The organism is Clostridium sp. CM028 (genome assembly GCF_030585565.1).
In the GTDB taxonomy this organism is placed as follows: Bacteria; Bacillota; Clostridia; order Clostridiales; family Clostridiaceae; genus Clostridium_AD; species Clostridium_AD estertheticum_B.
The window spans coordinates 73,193-93,309 of the sequence record NZ_CP077766.1 but is presented as its reverse complement, the minus strand read 5'-3'; the positions used below and the strand labels follow the sequence as shown (position 1 = coordinate 93,309).

Below are 20,117 nucleotides of genomic sequence, written 5' to 3'. Positions count from 1 at the left end.
CTGCCAAGTGGCACTTAATGCTTATGCATTAAATACAAGTACAAACTATTTATAAAGGAAATAATACCCGAGAAAAATAAAATAATTAACCATTGCCCTAAATTAAGTGGGATGGTATGAAATACATTCTGTAAGAATGGAATATACACTATGCTAATCAGCATAATTATGGATATACCTACAGCCCCAATTAGGTACAAATTTGTAAAGGGATTAATTTCAAATAAAGATTGTTTTTCTGATCTACATTCAAACACATGTATGAGTTGAGATAAAACTAATGTTCCAAGAGCCAATGTTCTACATGCCTTAATATTCATACCATAATATTTACCACCGATAAACGCCATTATTGTACAAACACCAATTAGGCACCCGCGAATGACAATTTTTTCTGTAAGCCCTCTTGAAAATACACTTTCATTCTTTCCTCTAGGTTTTTCAAACATGATATCACTATCAGCTGGATCCACGCCCAAAGCAATAGCGGGAAGTCCATCTGTGACTAAATTTACAAATAAAATTTGTATTGGAAGTAGAGGATTTTCTAAGTAGAATAACGAAGCCAAAAACATGGTAAGCACTTCCCCTAAATTACAGGATAGTAAGTACCTGATAAATTTCCTTATATTGTCATATATTACACGTCCCTCTTCAACTGCTGCAACAATAGTTGCAAAATTATCATCTAAAAGAATCATAGAGGCCGCCTCTTTAGTTACATCCGTTCCAGATATTCCCATAGCTATCCCAATATCTGCTTCTTTTATAGCTGGGGCATCATTTACACCATCTCCAGTCATGGCCACAATATAATTTTTATGTTTAAAAGCTTTTACAATTCTTAGCTTGTGTTTTGGACTTACCCTTGCGAATATTTTTAAATTATCAATATTCTTATCTAGTTCCTTATCACTTAATTTATCTAGCTCATCTCCAGTTATAACCTCCTCCGAATATTTACATATATCTAAATCTTTTCCGATAGCATAAGCTGTATTTTTGTGGTCCCCTGTTATCATTACAGGCTTTATACCTGCAATCTTGCACTTTATAACTGCATCTTTTACTTCTTTTCTTGGGGGATCAATTATACCTGCTACGCCGATAAAGATTAAATTAGTTTCCAAATTATCATTTTTCATGATACCAGACACCTTATAGGCACAAGCAATGCACCTTAATGCCTTATAGGACATTGACTCTACAGCCCTTATTAGATGATTCTTATAATTCGGAAGCATCGGCTGCACCAATCCGTCTAGCAATATATAATTGCATTTTTCTATAACCCTTTCTGGAGCACCCTTTACATAGCAAATTTCTTTATCATTTTCTTTAACAATGACAGACATAATTTTCCTTGTTGAGTTAAATGGTATTTCATATAAACGTCTTGATTTATTCAAAAATCCCTGTAATTCCTTAGAATTTTCAAAAAAAGCTTTAATTAAAGCAGTTTCTGTAGGATCACCAAACAAGCATTTTTCAAATTTTTTTGCGTTAAAATCGTAATTACAATCATTGCAGTATGTAAATGCTTTTTTCATAACTAAATTCAATGGAATTTCACCTTTATCAACATCGTAAACCTGTCCATCAAAATACAATGATTTTACCGTCATATTATTTTCAGTTAGAGTTCCCGTTTTATCTGTACATATTACAGAAGTACAACCTAAAGTTTCAACTGCTGGTAATTTTCTAACTAAAGCTTTCCTTTTAAGCATTCTAGATACACCTAGTGCTAAGGCAACCGTAACTATAGCAGTTAACCCCTCTGGTATTGCAGCTACTGCAAGGCTTACTCCCAATAAGAACATTGCATATTTATCTTGTCCACGCGAGATGCCCATAAAAGTTACAACTACGCAAATTATTATACAAAGCATAACTAATATTTTCCCAAGATATGCTAGTCTCTCTTTAAGTGGAGACTTCTCCTCTTCAATACTATGAAGCATATCTGCTATTTTCCCCATTTCTGTATTCATACCTGTTGTTATAACTTTTGCTTTAGCTTTTCCTGTAAGAAGTATCGTCCCCATATAAATGTTATTATCCTTAGAACTGGCGCTTTTGTTTACTCCAGCAGATTCTCCAGTAAGTAAAGATTCATCTAGCATTACATTATTTTCCTCAGTCAAAATGCAATCAGCCGGAACTCTATCTCCACTTTCTAAAATCACTAAATCACCTGGCACTAAATATATTGCATTTATTACCAATACTCCACCATTTCTAATCACTTTAGCCGTTGGCGCTGCTAGCTTACTTAGTGCCTCCAGTGATTTCTCAGTTCGAAACTCTTGAATAAACCCTAGTATTCCATTCATTATAACTATAATAAATATAGTTATTGCATCCGCTTTTTCTCCCATAAGTCCTGAAAGCACTGTTGCTACAATTAATATCCAAGTAATAAAATCATTGAATTGTGAAAAGAATATTTTAAGCACGGATATCTTTTTTTTATTTTCTAATTTGTTAAATCCATATTTTTTTAATCTACCTTCAGCCTCCTCTATGGTAAGACCCATTGATAATTTCTTACTATCACGTACAGATCCTCTTGGCTTATTATCATCCTTTGTATTATTATTTGGCACTTGTTCGTTAATCACTTTCTTACCCTCCTTATACTTGTCTAAGATAGATAACATTTGCTAACCAATGCCGCTCCCATAAGTCACTATATTTTCTATTCATACTAATATATGTATTTATTCACTTACATATGAACAGAATATAGTGTATTATTTAATTAACATTGGTTTTTTCTTTACAATATAAGAGTTTGATTATAAAATAATATTAGCAACGATTGCTAATTAAAAATGACAATGAGTATAACAACTAATAATTGTTATATTCTCAAGAACAATACAAGGAGGCCCATACGTGAAAAACATTATTTATATTACTGGCCATAGAAATCCAGATACTGATTCTATTTGCTCTGCTATTGCTTATGCAGAGTTTAAAAATAAAATGGGGAAAATACCTGCAATTCCTATAAGACTCGGTGAAGTTAATAGCGAAACGGAATTTATTCTTAACTACTTTAATGTAGATCAGCCTGAGCTTATAACTACGGTTAAAACGCAAATTTCTGATTTAGATATAGACGTTGTAGCTCCAATTTCACCAGATATTTCTCTTAAAATGGCCTGGTCCATTATGAAAAAAAATGGCACTAAAACTCTACCTGTTATCGACGAACATGATCAATTAGCTGGTGTGGCATCAGTTTCGAATCTTGCTGCAAGCTATTTAGATGTTTGGGACAATACTATTCTTGCCAAAAGCAATACAACTCTTGATAATATTTTAGATACTCTATCAGCTAAATGCGTGTGCAAACCAAAAGATGCATTTGAAATAACTGGAAAAATTATTGTAGCTGCTATGCATCCAGAAAGCACAAAATCTGTAATTGAGGCTGATGATGTTGCCATATGTGGAGATAGAGAAGATACCCAGCTCTTAATAATTAATTGTAATGCTTCGCTTTTAATAATTACAGGAAACCATTCTCCAACAGATGAAGTTATTGAACTTGCAAAAACTAATAACTGTACAATAATAGTAACCCCTTTTGATACTTTTACAGCTTCTAGACTAATAACTCAAAGTATCCCCATCGATTATGTTATGAGCAAAAAAAATATTGTAAGCTTTAATACAGAAGATTTTATTGATGAAATAAAGCATATTATGATTGAGACTAGATACAGAAGTTATCCTGTTACTGATGAAAATAATAAAGTCATTGGAAGTATATCTAGATACCATTTAATATCAGAAAACAGAAAAAAAATCATACTTGTAGACCATAATGAAAAAGCCCAATCTGTATTAGGAATAGAAGATGCTGAAATACTAGAAATAATTGATCATCATAGAATTGCAGATGTGCAAACTGGCATGCCTATATATTTTAGAAATGAACCTGTAGGTAGCACTTCAACAATCGTAGCATCCATATTCTTTGATAATGGGATTAGGCCTTCAAAAAGCACTGCTGGTCTTCTATGTGCAGCAATAATTTCTGATACATTACTACTAAAATCTCCCACCTCTACACTAGTCGATGAACTTATTTTAAATAAATTAGCTCAAATTGCTAATTTAAATGTGGAAGAGTTTGCAAAAAAAATGTTTAAAGCCGGTACATCACTTGAGGGTAAAACCGCTCAAGAAATTTTTTACCAAGACTTTAAGACCTTTACCCTTAATACTTTTAAAATAGGAGTATCACAAGTTGGTACAATGTATATTGAAGGCTTTGACCCACTGAAAGATAGCATGATAGATTTAATGAATAAAAAAGCCAAAGAAGGTGGCTATGACTTGATTTTACTAATGCTAACTGATATATTAAATGGCGGTTCAGTATTAATAGCTACAGGGGAACATAAGGACATTATTTCAAAAGCCTTTGATGTTACTCTAACTGATAGCGGTGTATATATTCCTGGTATAGTTTCAAGAAAAAAACAAGTTATACCCCCTATTACAGCTGCCCTAAGTAAAATAAACAAATAAAAACAAAGCATATATTATTTATAATATATGCTTTGTTTTTATTTATATATATTATAATTCTAAAAATCCCCCTATAAAAATTGTAGAACTAAGAATACAGTAAAAACTATAAAACATATAGAATAACTTATACTTAAATAATCCTTAATGCATGCATCATCAACCTTGTCACTATAACCACCATAACTTTTCAGATAGTGCATGTCATTACCATTATAATGAAAATAAAAATTAACAGATTCTATATACGCGGCTAAAATATCAACATTTAGAATAGGTTTATTCCAAATATTATTAGCGTAATCTCCTTTAAAATCTATCTTTACTTTTTGGTTTCTAAAAACATAAATTATATATAAAAATATTTCTGCGATTATTGCTGGGATTATCGTAGCACATGTCAGCAATATACCTAGTATGTTCAATTCCTTGTCAAGGCTTATAATATAGAGTAAAGTAAATACAATAGCTGCGCCATTTCCTAGTATTAGAATATAAAATAAAGGCGCAATAAATCCGCATATAAGTGATCTAGATATAGTAGATATTGTGTCGTAAAAATGCTTTCTTTCAGTATTATTTAAACTTTTCCGCTCTGTATTACTTATATCTATTACCATAAACGCTGTTATAGCATTAAATACTTGATTGCTTTTTATAAAAGTAACGCCTGCCAGAAAAGTAATCCCACTATATATAGCTATTACTCCACATAAATATAAAAACTGCAGCATATATATACTCTTAATTTTCTCCTTCAACTTTACATTAATAAAACCAAACAACCCTTGCCTATCTACTCTCCATAGCAATATACTAATTAAACATCCAATTGTATATCCCATTCCCATTTTCATCCCTCCTATGATTATATGATAGTGTTAACACTATTTTTGTTTATCTATTTTAAACCCTGTTTTTTTCATAAGTTAGTTACCACTATCGATTATATTATTATGTACTTACTAATAATATATGAAGGGTTTGCTTTAATTAAAACCATTTTTTAATTATTTCTGGCAAGCAAAAATAAGACATACTATTAGAAGTACATCTTATACAAAAATAAATTTATTTGACCCGAAGGTTATTAGCCATTTGCCGGATTTGCTCAGCAGTTTTTAAAGTAGTAGATCTAAGTTAAAGCTCTCTTTGAGTTACAACACCATGTGAATCCACACTAAAATTGTCTTTTGTCATACTCTTAACTTCACCTTTAGTTTCTGCAAGTTCACGCTTCAAATTTTCCTGATCAACTGATATAACATCAGTTTTATGCTCTAAAGATCTCAATATTTGAGGAATAACCCCCAAATCTAATGGACATCAATAGCTATTTTATAGCGGCTAAAGCTTTAAAATCTAGTCGTGCAGCTGAATCTAATAAATAAGATGATATTTTTGCACCCTCTATTCTAAGTTCATTTAAATCACTAATTATTTCATTAGCAGTTCCTATGCCTATACCATGTCCAAAATAAATCCCATTACCTAGGTCTATAACATTTTCTCCTTGCCATTCAGGCCTTACTGGATCTACATCGGGGTTATTAAAGTATCTTCTATCCCCTGGGAAATAATCACTTTGCTTCTCTAAATAACCTGCACTCTCAAGCATTTTATCCATATAATGCCAATTCATTAATTGTATTTCTGGAAACAATTCATTGAAAAGTTTCTCAGAAAATATATTAAGCAATGCTTGATAATAAATAATGATTATTGCAGTGGCACATTCAGTACCATATTTTGAACTATTTATAGAAATATCCTCAATGGCTGCACTGGGAGTTATTCCCTTTTTTAATATAAACCCCCCTTCATCAGTACGATCCCAATAATCAAGATTACACATTGATTTACGAAAGGTTTTAAAGGACATATCACCTTCATTGAGTTTTTTAGCAGCAATAACAATATTATTTCGTAATTTTAACTCGAACTGTAATTGATCTAATGAATCATATTCATACTTTTCTTTACTTAAACCCATCTTTCTAATGATATCTTTCTCAATATTATTTGGTTTATATTCATTTATAAAAGTATCAGATTTATAAGTATTGTTGGAAATTATTATCATTTACTAACCTCCCTATATTCCTTATATTAAGAACAATAATTATAGATTACTAATCTCTTAAGCTAGCTTTTGCAATGCGTACTTGTTTATTTATGGAATGGTTAATCCATGATTTCCATAAATATATGCTTTCATGATGAATTCTAAGTGAGAATCTCGATAACAATAGCTTGTTGTTTTCATCTAAGTTGTTAAAATAACCTAATAAGTTCTTTTCTTTTGCAGTGTATGGTATGAGTGGTTTTTTAGTATAAAGTGATACCCGTCTGCACAGATATTTTGCATCTAAAACTACGCTATAGGGTATTGGTTTACTTGTTCTTTGAAAACTTTCCCCAGTAAAATATAAAAACGGATAATTCTCTTTAAGCCAGTAAAAAAAAGCTTTATGTTGTTTACTACCTTCTCCCACATTCATATCTATGGAAGGTACAAAGTCTAGAAGTTTGCGTGCCAATTTAACATCGTTTACGTCATCTGAATCTAAATAATTTGCAATTAACATTAAGCTACAGGGCTCTCTTGCTTGGAAGAAAGCCCAAATTAGATCATGAGTAAAAAGACCTTCTCTATTTCTAAAAAAAATCATGTCTACTATAGTATGTAAAATCGTTTTATCCTTGTGGGTTTTTATTAAAAGTCTGGCAGTAAGATCTAAAAATTCATCATGCTGATTGCTTAACCCATGCTGAGCTATTCCTTTTTCAAACATATCTTTCAAATCAGAGTGAGAAATTTCTTTATGATTAGAATGTAGATATTCTATTTTTGAAGAAATTGAGGTGTTTACGCTATCTAAATACATATAATCTCCACCTTCATATTTTATTTTTGATTTTTATATAAATAAATGGCTACATCATATAGTATTATCAATGTAGCAATTATGTTAAAAGTATTATATTAAAATGATCAAAAAATATAAATAGATGGATTTATTTTTTAGAAATCACTACTATCCCAGCAGACTGTTGTACCCTTGATTGACTCATTACCATTGATAGTACACTTATATCCGTTAAAACGCCTCCCGTTAACTGTTCCTAAAATCTTAATTGTTGTATCTCGGCAATAGCCTAAGTCGTTCTATTGTGAATAAACTTTACAAATTTCTGTTTATCTTCTGTTAATTCATCATCAAATTTCTTCATTATTGAATTTATTATTTGATTTTTTGATGAATCAAAAGAAAATTCATCCACATTTTTTATTGGAAGTACATTTGGAGAGGTTCCGGAAATAAACAAACCCGTCAATGATTCAAGGTCCCTTTCATGGATGTTTTTTTCTTCAAACACGATATTTAACTTTTCGCAGGTTTTTATAACAAATTGTCTTGTAATGCCAGGCAATACATTTGCAACCTTTGATGTTACGACTGTTGAGCCTTCGACCATAAAAATATTAGATTTACTGCCCTCCGTAATAAATCCCTCATCATCCACTAAAATTGCTTCATATACGTCTTTACTATTTATTTGCTCATTTACTTTGTCTCTAAAAACACTATTAATAACTTTAGCATTTGGGTTACTTCGCTCTCCATGATAAGTAATAGTTTTTACGCCTTCCACGTACTGCTCTTTTGAAGGGTAAGAATGTGGCAAAAAATATAATAAAACCTTTTCATTAAAGTCATTTTTATTATTGCATTTCTCGTCGCTTGGGCTATAATTTATAACTAATTTTATATTTCCAACCTGAGCTTTATTCTTATATATTAGTTTAAGAATTTCATTTATAATTTCATCCCTAGTAATAGTTAAATTGTATTTCATAATTTTTGCGGAATCGTAAAGACGATCTAAGTGTTCCATAAGAAAAATGGGGATTCCGTCACTTATCCTTATAACTTCATATAATGATTTCCCTTTACTTCTATGGTAATTTTCAAATTCCTCACATTTTTTAATTTCCCCTCCGAATAAAAAATATGCATTTATACACTTATCCATATAAACCCCTCCTTGTTTTTTTGAAAGATAGATTAACTAATTGTATCTTATAATAATTAATATCAACCCATCACGAGTAATACTAATTTAAAGTAACCTCTATAAATATCCTACTACTTCCATTTTAAAATTTCAATCTTATCCTGTGTTTTTTTGAAGTTTATTAAATAAGGATGTCCCACTAAATTAAAAAGAGGTAAATCTGATAGAGAATCAGAAAACATATAGGAGTTTTCAAAATCAATTTCGATATTTTCTATCTTCAAGATTTCTTTTAGTCTCTTTACTTTTTCTTCCCCTTTGCAATTTTCTCCTGAAATTTTATTTCTATGTAAGCCATTCTCCTTAACGAACCTCGTCCCTATTACTTTATCCACTTCCTTTATATTATAGAATTCATTTAAATAGAATTCAGCAGATGCAGAAATTAAATAAATTTTGTATCCCTGTATCTTCATTTTTTTTATGGTATCTATAGCATCTTTATATAATATTTTGCTTAAACGTGTTTCATAAAATTCTTTGACTATCTTTTTCATTTCATTTTCTTCTATGCCATCAATAAATCTTATAAAGGTTTTTTTAGCTTTTGAAGCATCATATATCTTAAAAACGTAAAATATAGATGAAAATATACTTTTAGGCAGATATCTTATGAATTTAGGGTTCTTTTTTATCATAAAAAAATAGAATTCTACTAAAGTCTCGCGTTTTGTTAAAGTGTAATCCACATCAAAAATAGCTAATTTTTCTTTCATTATTTATCCTCCTTTAATCCTCTCCTGGGCCGCCGCAATATTACTTTTAAAGCAACAATATTAACATTATTACCATAAGATCGCTATTAATTCTTTTAAAAAAACTTAAAAAGAGCCGATGCATTTGCAACGACTCTTTTTAAGAATTACTTTTCGCTTTTAATCAATTCTTCATAATATGCAGTTACTTCTGCGAATTCTTCATCTTCAGGGATAACTAACTCACCTGTTTCTTCATCTCCAATTACTTTGAAAAGATATATTGAATCATCCTCAGGATTTTGAACTAGCGCAAATTCATTATCTTTATAAGTAAATCCATCTACTATTTCACAAGGAACTATGTTCCCATTTTCATCTTCTAAATCTACTGTTAAAGCTTCGCCCTCGCCACAACCACATCCACAACCTTCATTCTCGTCATGTTCGTGACCACCGCATCCACAGCCTTCATTCTCGTCATGTTCATGACCACCGCATCCACAACCTTTATTTTCTTGGTCCTGTTCGTGATCACCGCATCCGCATCCGCATGATGTTTTTTTATCTTCATTCATAATGTAGTACCTCCTACTTTGAGTATAGTTTAATTCTACCCTAAATGATAAAATAATAAAAGGGTTTTTTGAATTCTTTTTATTATTTTATTTAAAAGTAAAAGGAAGATGAAATTTAATCCATCTTCCTTTTACTTTATAATTTTAAATACTATTTTTCACTAGCAAGTTTTTTGTATCCTGCTAATCTTTCCTTAGCATCATTTTCTGTTTTAACAAATAATTCTTCTGCTACTTCTGGGAATGTTTTTGCTAGTGAAGAATATCTTACTTCACCCATTAAGTATTCTCTAAATGAAGTAGTTGGTTCTTTAGAGTCTAATATAAATGGATTCTTTCCTGCTTCTTTTAAAGTTGGATTAAATCTATACATAGCCCAGTATCCAGATTCAACAGCTCTCTTAGTTTCAAGTTGTGTACAACCCATTCCAACCTTAAGACCGTGATTGATACATGGAGCATAAGCAATTATAAGTGATGGTCCTTTATAAGCTTCTGCTTCTTTTATAGCTTTTAGTGTTTGAGCTTTATCAGCACCCATAGCTATTTGAGCAACATAAACGTATCCGTAAGTCATTGCCATCATACCTAAATCTTTTTTCTTAGTTCTCTTACCAGTTGCTGCAAACTTCGCAACAGCAGCAGTTGGAGTAGATTTTGATGATTGACCTCCTGTATTTGAATATACTTCTGTATCAAATACAAATATATTTACATCTTCACCAGATGCTAATACATGATCAACTCCACCAAATCCTATATCATAAGCCCAGCCATCTCCACCAAATATCCATTGAGATTTTTTAACTAAATGATCTCTCTTACTGAATATTTCTTTTAATGCTTCATTATTGTCTTTTTCAGCGTTTAATAATGGTAGCATTTTAGATGTTGCAGCTTTTGAACCCTCAGCATCTTCCTTATTTTCAATCCATTCATTAAGAACTGATTTTAATTCATCACTTGTTTTCATTGTTAATGCTTCTTTAGCTGACATTTCAACTTTATTTCTTAATTGGCTAGTTCCAAGGAACATTCCAAATCCAAATTCAGCATTATCTTCAAATAATGAGTTAGCCCAAGCTGGTCCCTTACCACATTTATTAACTGTGTATGGTGAAGCTGGTGAACTTCCTCCCCAAATTGAAGAACATCCTGTAGCGTTCGCAATGAGCATTCTATCTCCAAATAATTGAGTAATAAGTTTAGCATATGGTGTTTCTCCACATCCAGCACAAGCTCCGCTGAATTCCATTAATGGTTGCTCAAATTGGCTTCCCTTAACATTTGATGTTCCCATTGGATTTTCTTTCTTAGGTAAATTTATATTGAATTTCCAATTTGGCATTTTATCTACTTGAGACGCATATGGCTTCATGATTAAAGCTTTTTCTTTTGCAGGGCATACTTCTGCACAGTTACCACAGCCGCTACAATCTTCATTACTTATACCTATTGAAAAATGTAGACCTTCAAAACCCTTACCTACACCTTTTTTACTTTCATAAGTCTTTGGAGCATTTTTAAGTTCTTCATCATTTGTTAAGAAAGGTCTTATTACAGCATGTGGACATACATACGCACATTGATTACATTGTATACATTTATCTACTTGCCATTCTGGTACATTAACAGCAATTCCTCTCTTCTCAAATGCAGCTGTTCCTGGCATTAGTGTTCCATCTTCTATCCCAACAAATGCACTAACAGGTAAAGAGTCTCCTTCTTGTCTGTTCATTACATCAGCAATATTTTTAACGAAATCTGGTCTAGCTTCTTCTGTTTCATTATTATCTTTAACAGTTTTCCAGCTCTCTGGAACATTAATTTTAACAACTGATTGAACACCTTTATCAATTGCTGCATTATTCATGTTAATAACTTTTTCGCCTTTTTTACCGTAAGATGTAATAACAGCTGCTTTAAGATACTTAACTGCATCTTCTACAGGGATAATGTCTGCAAGTTCAAAGAAAGCAGATTGCATTATCATGTTAACTCTTCCGCCAAGACCTATCGCTCCAGCTATTCCAACTGCATCAATAGTATTGAAGTTGATATTGTGATTAGCAATATATCTCTTCATTGAAGCTGGTAAATGTATTTCTAAATCTTCCATATTCCATATGCAATTTAATAGGAATGTTCCACCATCTTTAATTCCTTTTAAAACATCATATTTAGTTACATAAGCTTGATTACCACAAGCAACATAGTTTGCAGAACTAATTAAATATGTTGATTTTATAGCTTTCTTACCAAATCTTAAGTGAGAAATTGTTACTCCACCTGATTTTTTAGAATCATATGCAAAGTACGCTTGAGCAAACATATCTGTATGGTTTCCTATGATTTTTATTGCACTTTTGTTAGCTCCGACAGTACCATCTGATCCAAGGCCCCAGAATTTACATTCTTTAGTTCCTTCAGGTGTTGTTGTTATAGCTTCTCCAATTGTAAGTGATTTGTTAGTAACATCATCAACTATTCCTATAGTAAAGTTATTTACTGGAGACTCCGCTTTTAAAGCATCATATACAGCAACAATTTGAGCTGGAGTAGTATCTTTTGAACCGAGTCCATATCTTCCACCAACTATAACTGGTCTGTTTTCTTTATCAAAATAAGCACTTCTAACATCTTGGAATAATGGTTCTCCAATTGATCCTGGCTCTTTTGTTCTATCAAGTACTGATATTTTCTTAACTGTTTTAGGTATGTATTTAAAGAAATGATCTAATGAGAATGGTCTGAAAAGATGTACTTTAAGCACTCCAACCTTTTCTCCTTTTGCATTTAAATAATCTATAGTTTCTTCAATTGTTTCACAAACTGATCCCATTGCTATTATTATTCTATCTGCATCAGGTGCACCATAGTAATTAAATAAATGGTAGTCAGTTCCGATTAATGAATTTATTTTTCCCATACATGTTTCAACTTTTTCTGGAAGAACATCATAGAATGTGTTTGAAGCTTCTCTTCCTTGGAAATAAACGTCTGGATTTTGTGCTGTTCCACGAGTTACAGGATGTTCTGGATTCATTGCACTATTTCTAAATGCTTCTAGTGATTCTTTGTTTAACAAACTTCCTAGAGTTTCATAATCCCATGCCTCAATTTTTTGTATTTCATGAGAAGTTCTAAATCCATCAAAGAAGTTCACAAAAGGAATTTTCCCTTCGATAGCTGTTAAATGAGCAACTGGTGAAAGATCCATTACTTCTTGTACACTATTAGATGCAAGTAAAGCAAATCCAGTTTGTCTTGTAGCCATTACGTCTTGATGATCTCCAAAAATATTAAGTGCGTGAGTAGTTAATGCTCTAGCAGCTACATGGAATACTCCAGGTAAAAGTTCTCCTGCTATTTTATACATATTTGGGATCATTAATAATAATCCTTGAGAGCAAGTAAAAGTTGAAGTTAATGCTCCTGTTTGAAGTGAACCATGAACTGCTCCTGCAGCTCCCGCTTCTGATTGCATTTCCATCATTTTAACTTTTTGACCAAATACATTCTTTGTTCCTTTAGCTGCTAATTCATCACAATACTCTGCCATTGTTGAAGATGGTGTTATTGGGTAAATTGCTGCCACATCAGTATATGCATAGGCAACGTGTGCTGCTGCTGTATTCCCGTCCATAGTTTTCATTTTTCTCATTTAATAGGCCTTCTTTCTTAAATAATTTTATCAGAATTACAAATAAGCGTATTGTATTAAAAATAACTCTACACCTAAAATAATAACTTTCTAACAGGTTTTGTGCAAAACTAGCTAACACTCCTAAGCATTAGCTAGCCATGATAGGCTTTTATAATCTACATAATTTGCAAACTACCTCATTATTACATATTTCTGTAATAAAAAGTTACTTAGCTAACATTCTACCCATTTCTTCTGCTTTAACTAATTGTTCATTAGTAGGAGCTTCATTAACAGTTAAGCTTTGTATAACATTAAATTCATATTCTTTCATTAGACTTACCCATTTGTTCATAAATTCTCCATTATCCCATCCATAAGATCCAAATAAAGCTGTGACTTTATTATTAATTGGGATTAATTTAAACTTATCAATAAAAGGTTGCATCTCTAGTTGATCAATTCTATTATTATCCATTGATGGACTTCCAAACGCAACTGCATCTGCTCTAGTTACATCTTCAACTGTAGCTTCACTAGCTAATTTAACTAGAACCTCAGCCCCTGCATCTTTTGCACCTTTAGCAATGTGATTAGCTAAAACTTCAACGTTTCCACCATTGCTCAAATAAATTATTGTTAATTTTTTCATTACTATCACCCCATACTTTCATATTATTAGATAGTTTATATTACCCCTTAATTATACATCAAAATGAAAAATATTCAAGTTTTTTTGTTATAATTGGTGTATTCTTCTTTATTTTTTTCATACAATAATAAAACAACTGACTTCCACTAGCATCCTACTGTACGTTTACATATTAGAATATATCAATTTTAGCCATTAATTGTTATTTTTTTATCAATACTATAAGGTCTTACTCGTTATTCTAGCTTATATTTTTCTCCACTCTTAACAATTACAGACTCGTATCCTTTTAAATTTAATAATTCTTTAAAACTTTTTTGAGAATTTTCGTCACCATGTACAAGAAAAACCTGTTTAGGTTTTCCCTCAATATTTTTTATCCAATTAATTAAACCATTTCTATCTGCATGGCCAGAAAGGCTTTGCAAATTATATATTGACGCTGCAACCGAAATATCTTTCCCAAAAATTTTTACCATTTTATTCCCTTCTAAAATTTCACGACCCAAAGTACCCTCAGCTTGATATCCTACAAATACTATTGAGCTTTCGCTTCTCCATAAATTATGCTTTAAATGATGTTTTATTCTACCTGCATCACACATTCCGCTTGTAGATATTATTACTATCCCCCTTTGCATTTTATTTAATTCCATAGATTCTTCTGAGGAATGAGTAAATTTTAACCCCTCAAAATCCAGTATGTTAGTATCATGTTTTTCTAATTCCTTTGCCTCATCATCAAAAATTTCTCTGTTATTTTCAAATATTTTTGTCGCTTTTTCCGCAAGAGGACTATCCACATATACGTAGCAGTTTTTAACCAGCCCCTCTTCAATATACTTATTCAATGCATATAGAACCTCTTGGGTTCTACCTACTGCAAAAGATGGGATTATAACATTTCCTCCTCTATCGAAAGTTTTTTTTACTATATCTGATAATTCTTTCATTACATTTTCGAAATTATTATGCACTTTATCTCCATAGGTTGTTTCCATAATTACATAGTCTGCAGCGCCAATAAATGTAGGATCATTTATAAGCGGTATGTTAAAATTACCCAAGTCACCACTATAAACAAGTTTAATATTTGAGCCTTCTTTCTCTTCCATTTGAAGCTCTATAATAGCTGACCCCAATAGATGCCCTGCATCCTTAAAGATAACTGTTAATCCATCGAAAGGTTTTATTTCTGCGTTATATGAATAACTTTTAAAGAGTTTTAAACATTCTTCTGCAATTTTGGAAGAATACAATGTTTCTTTAGGTTGTAACCCTCTTTCTTTGAGTTTTCTATTTTTCCACGCTACTTCCATCTCCTGAATATGACCACTATCTGTTAGCATCACCTGACATAATTCCATTGTAGCTTTTGTGCAAATTATTTCGCCTTTAAATCCCTTCCTATATAGTAAAGGAATTCTACCACTATGGTCTATGTGAGCATGAGATAATATAACTAAATCTATATCTTTCGGGTTAAATTGAAACTTTTCATTTTTTCCATGGTCTCCGTCTCTTCCTTGGTATAATCCACAATCCAATAAAATAGTTTTATTTCGCACTTTTATCAAATGACATGACCCTGTAACGCATTCTGCTGCTCCTAAACATTGAAGTTCCATCTTTTTTCTCCTTTATTTTACATTGTAAAAATATTTTATATTTATATAATAAGCAAAAACATATTCTTATAATTACAGTTTGCACTCTTTTTTGTTTTTTATATAAAAAATGTTGCTTTTTAAATAATATTTATGATTTTATTAAATAAAAAAAGATGAAGAAATTTTACTTTCTTCATCTTTTCCTATATTTTTCTATTAATTCTACTATTAAATCAATGCTTTTTTCAGTGTTGCTAGAATTCATTTTTTCAATATATTTATACCTACCATTATACAGTTCTTTAATTTTCATTTCTAAATTTTCAGGCGTTAACTCCTCGTCTTGAATAACCATACTATAACCGCTTTTTTCAAAAGATTTTGCATTAAGTATTTGATCGCCACGGCTAGCCTTAGCTGATAATGGAATTAATAAATTAGGTTTTCTAAGTGCTAAGAGTTCAAAAATGACATTTGCTCCTGCTCTAGAGACTACAATATCTGCACTAGCTAATAAATCAGGCAATTCATCCGTCGTGTATTCAAACTGCTTATAACCATTTTTACTTTGGAGTGATTTTTCAAAATTACCACTTCCACAGATATGAATAATATTATACTCCAAAATTAATTTTTCAAGCATTGACCTCACAACTTCATTTATAACTTTAGAGCCTAAACTACCACCAATAATCATTAATGTTGGCTTTTTATTTTTAAATCCACATATTTCATTCCCTTTTATTTTACTTCCTTCAAACAATTCGTATCTTATAGGATTACCAGTTATTACCCCTTTCCCATTTTTTATTTCATTTAATGCTTCTGGAAAAGTTACACATACTTTTGTGCAGTAAGGAGCTACTAATTTATTAGCAAGTCCTGGTGTAATATCACATTCATGAGCAATTACAGGTACTTTATTAAAAAATGCAGCAAGCACTACAGGTACGGAAACAAATCCGCCTTTAGAGAAAACAATATCCGGTTTTTGTGTTTTTATTATTTTTTTTGCTTCAAATATACCCTTAATTACTTTTAAAGGATCTGTAAAGTTTTTCACATCAAAATATCTTCGGAGTTTCCCGCTAGATATAGGATAATACTTTATATTTTCACTCTCTATTATCTTTCTTTCAATACCTTCTTTTGTACCAATATATTCAACTTCATAACCTAGCATTTTAAGTTTTGGTATAAGTGCAAGATTTGGTGTTACATGTCCTGCTGAACCGCCACCGGTCATTATTATTTTGTGTTTTTCCACTTTAACACCCCTTCTAAAAAACATACTTTATGCAGTATGTACTAAATCATTATATACCAATTAGACTAAAAAGTTTAGTATTTATTAAAAATCATCTTATCCATAATTTCCTAAAGGGTTTATAATTTTCAAAATCACCCTTCAATTCACTAATATAAAAATCGAATATAGGGATAAACTACTATCATAAAGTAATTACAAAAAAAAAGGAGGGAATTTATTATGGCAAACAGAAATTTGGTACCACAAGCAAAAGCAGGTTTAAACAAATTTAAAATGGAAGCTGCTCAGGAAGTTGGTGTTAATCTAACAGAAGGTTACAACGGAGATCTTACTTCTAGACAAAATGGATCTGTTGGCGGACAAATGGTTAAAAAGATGGTAGAACAATACGAAAAGAACTTATAATAAGAAACACTATGTCAGTAAAAAAATAAAATATAGAAGGAGTGATTTATAAATGTCAAACAAAACATTAGTACCACAGGCTAAAGCAGGTTTAAACAAATTTAAAATGGAAGCTGCTCAAGAAGTTGGAGTTAATTTAACAGAGGGTTACAACGGAGATCTTACTTCTAGACAAAATGGATCTGTTGGTGGACAAATGGTTAAAAAAATGGTAGAACAATACGAAAAAAACTTATAATTTAAAATTCTAAATTGTTAAGAGGTATATGCTAGTTATATGCCTCTTAACTTTGCTATTTTGACCTAAGTTGTATAAATATATGTACTCTTTATTTAAATACATTGAAGTAAAATCCAACTTAATTACATGTAATTATATGCATGTTATTAAAATATTTCATATGCTAACAGGTATTAATTTAAAATGTTGTACTTACCTTATTTCCCTTAAGTATTCTATTATATTTTATAAATTTCTGCACAAGATACTATCATAACAAAAATAAAATATAAAAGGAGTGATTAACAAATGTCAAACAGAAAGTTAGTACCTGAAGCTAAAGCTGGATTAAATTCATTTAAAATGGAAACTGCAAAAGAGTTAGGAGTAAATTTTACTGATTATAATGGAAACTTAACTTCTAGAGAATGCGGTTCTGTTGGTGGAGAGATGGTAAAAAAAATGGTAGAGCAATATGAGAAAAATTTATAATTTAAAAATAATATGATAAAAGTACATAGACCAAGGTCTATGTACCTTTATTTAACGAAGGCTTCAGCTCTGCCGGAGATAACATCTCTGAAAGAGATGATAGCTCATTAGGCGATTAGCTTGAAAAAGATGCAGCTCCGTAGGAAATAATTTAACTAAGTTTAAATTCTAAGATTTTTAATTGAATAGATTTATATCCGTTATATTCATTAATTTGAGGTGAAAAAATTAAATCTATTTTCATTCCTTTTGGGCTCTTAAGATAGTTCATATATTCTTCTCCATATTTATCTTTTAGCATTTCTATAAATTCTTCCACTCTATTAAAACATATTCCATTAATTGTTTTATTTACACCGGGCATTACGCATTTTATTTTTAATGTATTTGCATTTTTACCTAATATATCTATTTTTAAAACAGGAATATTTTTTTCTGCAAGTAATGGGGTTGAATTTCCTTTACCAAAAGGCTCTAAAATTTCTAATTCATGAATCATCTCATAATTTATTTTGTTTAATGGCATTCGCTGGTCTATTCGTACCTTAGGTACAATATCATCATTGGTTAACTTGCAAAGAGAATTTAATTTCCACCTTAATTTTTCTATATTTTCTTCTTTTATAGATAAACCCGCAGCCATTGGATGACCCCCGAATTTTTCAAGTAACTCTCCGCAATTTATTAATTCCTCAAATAAATTGTATTCATCAATAGATCTTGCTGAACCTTTTGGGTTCTCTTTTCCTTTAGTTAAAATTATTGTTGGTACATTGAAAGTTTCCCTAACACGGCCTGCTACAATTCCTGCGATGCTCTCATGAATAGTATCTTTATAAATTACTAACACTTTGTCATTTTTAAAAGTGGAGTGATGTATAAGTTCTATTACCTCTTCCACATTTTCGGTTGTCATCTCTTGTCTTTTTTTATTAAGTTCAAATAATGTTTTAGCTAGTTCTTTTGCTCTAGTCTCTTCTTCGCATAGAAGTAATTCTACTGAAATCGCTGCCGATTCTAACCTTCCAGTAGCATTTATACATGGTCCTATTTGAAACCCAACATGATAACATTTTATCTCTTTATCATTAATGCTTAAAATTTCCTTTAAACATTTTAGCCCAAGATTTTTTGTATTTGTTAACATAACTAAAGCATTTTTAGCAATTATTCTATTTTCAGAAATTAAATCTACCACATCACAAATAGTACCTATTCCTGCTATTTCTATAAATTCCTTTACATATTCCTTATTAATTCCAAGTTTTATATATAGTGCTTGTACAAATTTAAAAGCAATACCTGCACCACACAATTGTTTAAATGGGTAATTACATTCCTTTTGCTTTGGATTAATAACAGCATCTGCTGGTGGAACCTTGAAAGTTCGAATGCCCTTATCATCTTCTTCAAATGATAATTCATGGTGATCAGTTATTATGACAATCATTCCTAGTTCCTTTGCCAATTTAACCTGCTCAGTAGCTGCGACTCCATTATCGCAAGTTATAATCACTTCAAAACCTTGCTCATTTAGTTTTCTTATCCTATCAATATTTATTCCATAACCTTCATGTTCCCTATCCGGAACATAGTATTCTACATTTGCGCCACAATATTTTAATGCCTTATACATTATAACAGTACTAGTAACACCATCCGCATCATAATCACCATATACTACAATTTTTTCATTGTTTTCAATTGCTAATTTAATTAAATCTGTAGCTTTCCCCATATCTTTCATTAAAAATGGGTCATACAAATCCTCTATACTTGCTCTCATAAATTTTTTTATGTCTATTTCATTATTAACCCCCCTGTTAATTAGAATCTTAGCTATAACCTCACTTACACCTGAACTTTTAGCTATTGAACTAATGTCTTTAGAAGTATTCCTTATCAACCACTTTTTTCCCAT

At 31.0% G+C, this 20,117-nt stretch carries 17 protein-coding genes; 4 read left to right on the top strand and 13 right to left on the bottom strand.

From position 1 onward, the window contains the following. Positions 1-14 precede the first annotated feature (14 nt). Positions 15-2,540, bottom strand: coding sequence for a calcium-translocating P-type ATPase, PMCA-type (locus tag KTC94_RS00415; protein WP_220319542.1), 2,526 nt, complete (start codon positions 2,538-2,540; stop codon positions 15-17). A gap of 361 nt (positions 2,541-2,901) precedes the next feature. On the opposite strand from KTC94_RS00415, the gene KTC94_RS00410 reads away from it, so the two are divergent. After that, positions 2,902-4,548, top strand: a complete 1,647-nt coding sequence (locus KTC94_RS00410; protein WP_216302470.1) for a putative manganese-dependent inorganic diphosphatase — start codon at positions 2,902-2,904, stop codon at positions 4,546-4,548. 71 nt (positions 4,549-4,619) lie between these two features. On the opposite strand, the gene KTC94_RS00405 is transcribed toward KTC94_RS00410, so the two are convergent. The 11 genes from KTC94_RS00405 to KTC94_RS00355 all read right to left on the bottom strand — a co-directional run bounded on the left by KTC94_RS00405 (position 4,620) and on the right by KTC94_RS00355 (position 17,076). After that, positions 4,620-5,399, bottom strand: coding sequence for a hypothetical protein (locus tag KTC94_RS00405; protein ID WP_216302469.1), 780 nt, complete (start codon positions 5,397-5,399; stop codon positions 4,620-4,622). A 289-nt stretch (positions 5,400-5,688) separates the two neighbouring features. Beyond that, entirely contained in the window at positions 5,689-5,841 is a 153-nt protein-coding gene (locus KTC94_RS00400; protein WP_220319484.1) for a hypothetical protein, read from the bottom strand. Between the two features lie 40 nt (positions 5,842-5,881). Next, a complete protein-coding gene (locus KTC94_RS00395; RefSeq protein ID WP_220285941.1) occupies positions 5,882-6,631 on the bottom strand; it encodes a protein-glutamine gamma-glutamyltransferase in 750 nt (249 codons plus the stop codon). Between the two features lie 49 nt (positions 6,632-6,680). Further along, positions 6,681-7,436 carry a hypothetical protein gene (locus KTC94_RS00390; protein ID WP_220319483.1) on the bottom strand — a complete coding sequence of 252 codons (756 nt, stop codon included), beginning with the start codon at positions 7,434-7,436 and terminating at the stop codon, positions 6,681-6,683. A 271-nt stretch (positions 7,437-7,707) separates the two neighbouring features. Next, a complete protein-coding gene (locus tag KTC94_RS00385) occupies positions 7,708-8,586 on the bottom strand; it encodes an aminotransferase class IV (protein WP_216302465.1) in 879 nt (292 codons plus the stop codon). A gap of 113 nt (positions 8,587-8,699) precedes the next feature. Next, entirely contained in the window at positions 8,700-9,344 is a 645-nt protein-coding gene (locus KTC94_RS00380; protein ID WP_216302464.1) for an HAD-IB family hydrolase, read from the bottom strand. A 146-nt stretch (positions 9,345-9,490) separates the two neighbouring features. Continuing rightward, on the bottom strand, positions 9,491-9,901 hold the full coding sequence (locus KTC94_RS00375; protein ID WP_165412130.1) for a DUF1292 domain-containing protein: 411 nt from the start codon (positions 9,899-9,901) through the stop codon (positions 9,491-9,493). Positions 9,902-10,052: 151 nt separating this feature from the next. Continuing rightward, positions 10,053-13,565: a pyruvate:ferredoxin (flavodoxin) oxidoreductase gene (gene nifJ, locus KTC94_RS00370; RefSeq protein WP_216302463.1), complete on the bottom strand. Its 3,513-nt coding sequence runs from the start codon at positions 13,563-13,565 to the stop codon at positions 10,053-10,055. 208 nt (positions 13,566-13,773) lie between these two features. Beyond that, complete coding sequence (locus tag KTC94_RS00365; RefSeq protein ID WP_216302462.1) at positions 13,774-14,199, bottom strand: flavodoxin; 426 nt, start codon at positions 14,197-14,199, stop codon at positions 13,774-13,776. 236 nt (positions 14,200-14,435) lie between these two features. Further along, positions 14,436-15,827 carry an MBL fold metallo-hydrolase RNA specificity domain-containing protein gene (locus tag KTC94_RS00360; RefSeq protein ID WP_220319482.1) on the bottom strand — a complete coding sequence of 464 codons (1,392 nt, stop codon included), beginning with the start codon at positions 15,825-15,827 and terminating at the stop codon, positions 14,436-14,438. A 175-nt stretch (positions 15,828-16,002) separates the two neighbouring features. Further along, complete coding sequence (locus tag KTC94_RS00355; RefSeq protein ID WP_220319481.1) at positions 16,003-17,076, bottom strand: undecaprenyldiphospho-muramoylpentapeptide beta-N-acetylglucosaminyltransferase; 1,074 nt, start codon at positions 17,074-17,076, stop codon at positions 16,003-16,005. A 222-nt stretch (positions 17,077-17,298) separates the two neighbouring features. On the opposite strand from KTC94_RS00355, the gene KTC94_RS00350 reads away from it, so the two are divergent. From KTC94_RS00350 to KTC94_RS00340, 3 genes are all read left to right on the top strand, one after another. Continuing rightward, positions 17,299-17,484 carry an alpha/beta-type small acid-soluble spore protein gene (locus KTC94_RS00350; protein ID WP_165412135.1) on the top strand — a complete coding sequence of 62 codons (186 nt, stop codon included), beginning with the start codon at positions 17,299-17,301 and terminating at the stop codon, positions 17,482-17,484. A gap of 52 nt (positions 17,485-17,536) precedes the next feature. Then, a complete protein-coding gene (locus KTC94_RS00345; protein ID WP_165412136.1) occupies positions 17,537-17,722 on the top strand; it encodes an alpha/beta-type small acid-soluble spore protein in 186 nt (61 codons plus the stop codon). Between the two features lie 291 nt (positions 17,723-18,013). Beyond that, positions 18,014-18,196 carry an alpha/beta-type small acid-soluble spore protein gene (locus tag KTC94_RS00340; RefSeq protein WP_165412137.1) on the top strand — a complete coding sequence of 61 codons (183 nt, stop codon included), beginning with the start codon at positions 18,014-18,016 and terminating at the stop codon, positions 18,194-18,196. A 151-nt stretch (positions 18,197-18,347) separates the two neighbouring features. Here KTC94_RS00340 and recJ read toward each other — a convergent pair whose 3' ends face one another. Beyond that, positions 18,348-20,117 (bottom strand): single-stranded-DNA-specific exonuclease RecJ, encoded by a 1,770-nt coding sequence (gene recJ, locus KTC94_RS00335; protein ID WP_220319480.1) that lies wholly within the window; start codon positions 20,115-20,117, stop codon positions 18,348-18,350.

What these genes read in the sequence shown, in the direction of transcription:
- KTC94_RS00415 (WP_220319542.1), bottom strand. Translation starts at nt 2,540, where the DNA reads ATGGGTCTTACCATAGAGGAGGCTGAAGGTAGATTAAAAAAATATGGA.
- KTC94_RS00405 (WP_216302469.1), bottom strand. Translation starts at nt 5,399, where the DNA reads ATGGGAATGGGATATACAATTGGATGTTTAATTAGTATATTGCTATGG.
- KTC94_RS00395 (WP_220285941.1), bottom strand. Translation starts at nt 6,631, where the DNA reads ATGATAATAATTTCCAACAATACTTATAAATCTGATACTTTTATAAAT.
- KTC94_RS00390 (WP_220319483.1), bottom strand. Translation starts at nt 7,436, where the DNA reads ATGTATTTAGATAGCGTAAACACCTCAATTTCTTCAAAAATAGAATAT.
- KTC94_RS00385 (WP_216302465.1), bottom strand. Translation starts at nt 8,586, where the DNA reads ATGGATAAGTGTATAAATGCATATTTTTTATTCGGAGGGGAAATTAAA.
- KTC94_RS00380 (WP_216302464.1), bottom strand. Translation starts at nt 9,344, where the DNA reads ATGAAAGAAAAATTAGCTATTTTTGATGTGGATTACACTTTAACAAAA.
- KTC94_RS00375 (WP_165412130.1), bottom strand. Translation starts at nt 9,901, where the DNA reads ATGAATGAAGATAAAAAAACATCATGCGGATGCGGATGCGGTGATCAC.
- nifJ (WP_216302463.1), bottom strand. Translation starts at nt 13,565, where the DNA reads ATGAGAAAAATGAAAACTATGGACGGGAATACAGCAGCAGCACACGTT.
- KTC94_RS00365 (WP_216302462.1), bottom strand. Translation starts at nt 14,199, where the DNA reads ATGAAAAAATTAACAATAATTTATTTGAGCAATGGTGGAAACGTTGAA.
- KTC94_RS00360 (WP_220319482.1), bottom strand. Translation starts at nt 15,827, where the DNA reads ATGGAACTTCAATGTTTAGGAGCAGCAGAATGCGTTACAGGGTCATGT.
- KTC94_RS00350 (WP_165412135.1), top strand. Translation starts at nt 17,299, where the DNA reads ATGGCAAACAGAAATTTGGTACCACAAGCAAAAGCAGGTTTAAACAAA.
- KTC94_RS00345 (WP_165412136.1), top strand. Translation starts at nt 17,537, where the DNA reads ATGTCAAACAAAACATTAGTACCACAGGCTAAAGCAGGTTTAAACAAA.
- KTC94_RS00340 (WP_165412137.1), top strand. Translation starts at nt 18,014, where the DNA reads ATGTCAAACAGAAAGTTAGTACCTGAAGCTAAAGCTGGATTAAATTCA.
- recJ (WP_220319480.1), bottom strand. Translation starts at nt 20,117, where the DNA reads ATGGGAAAAAAGTGGTTGATAAGGAATACTTCTAAAGACATTAGTTCA.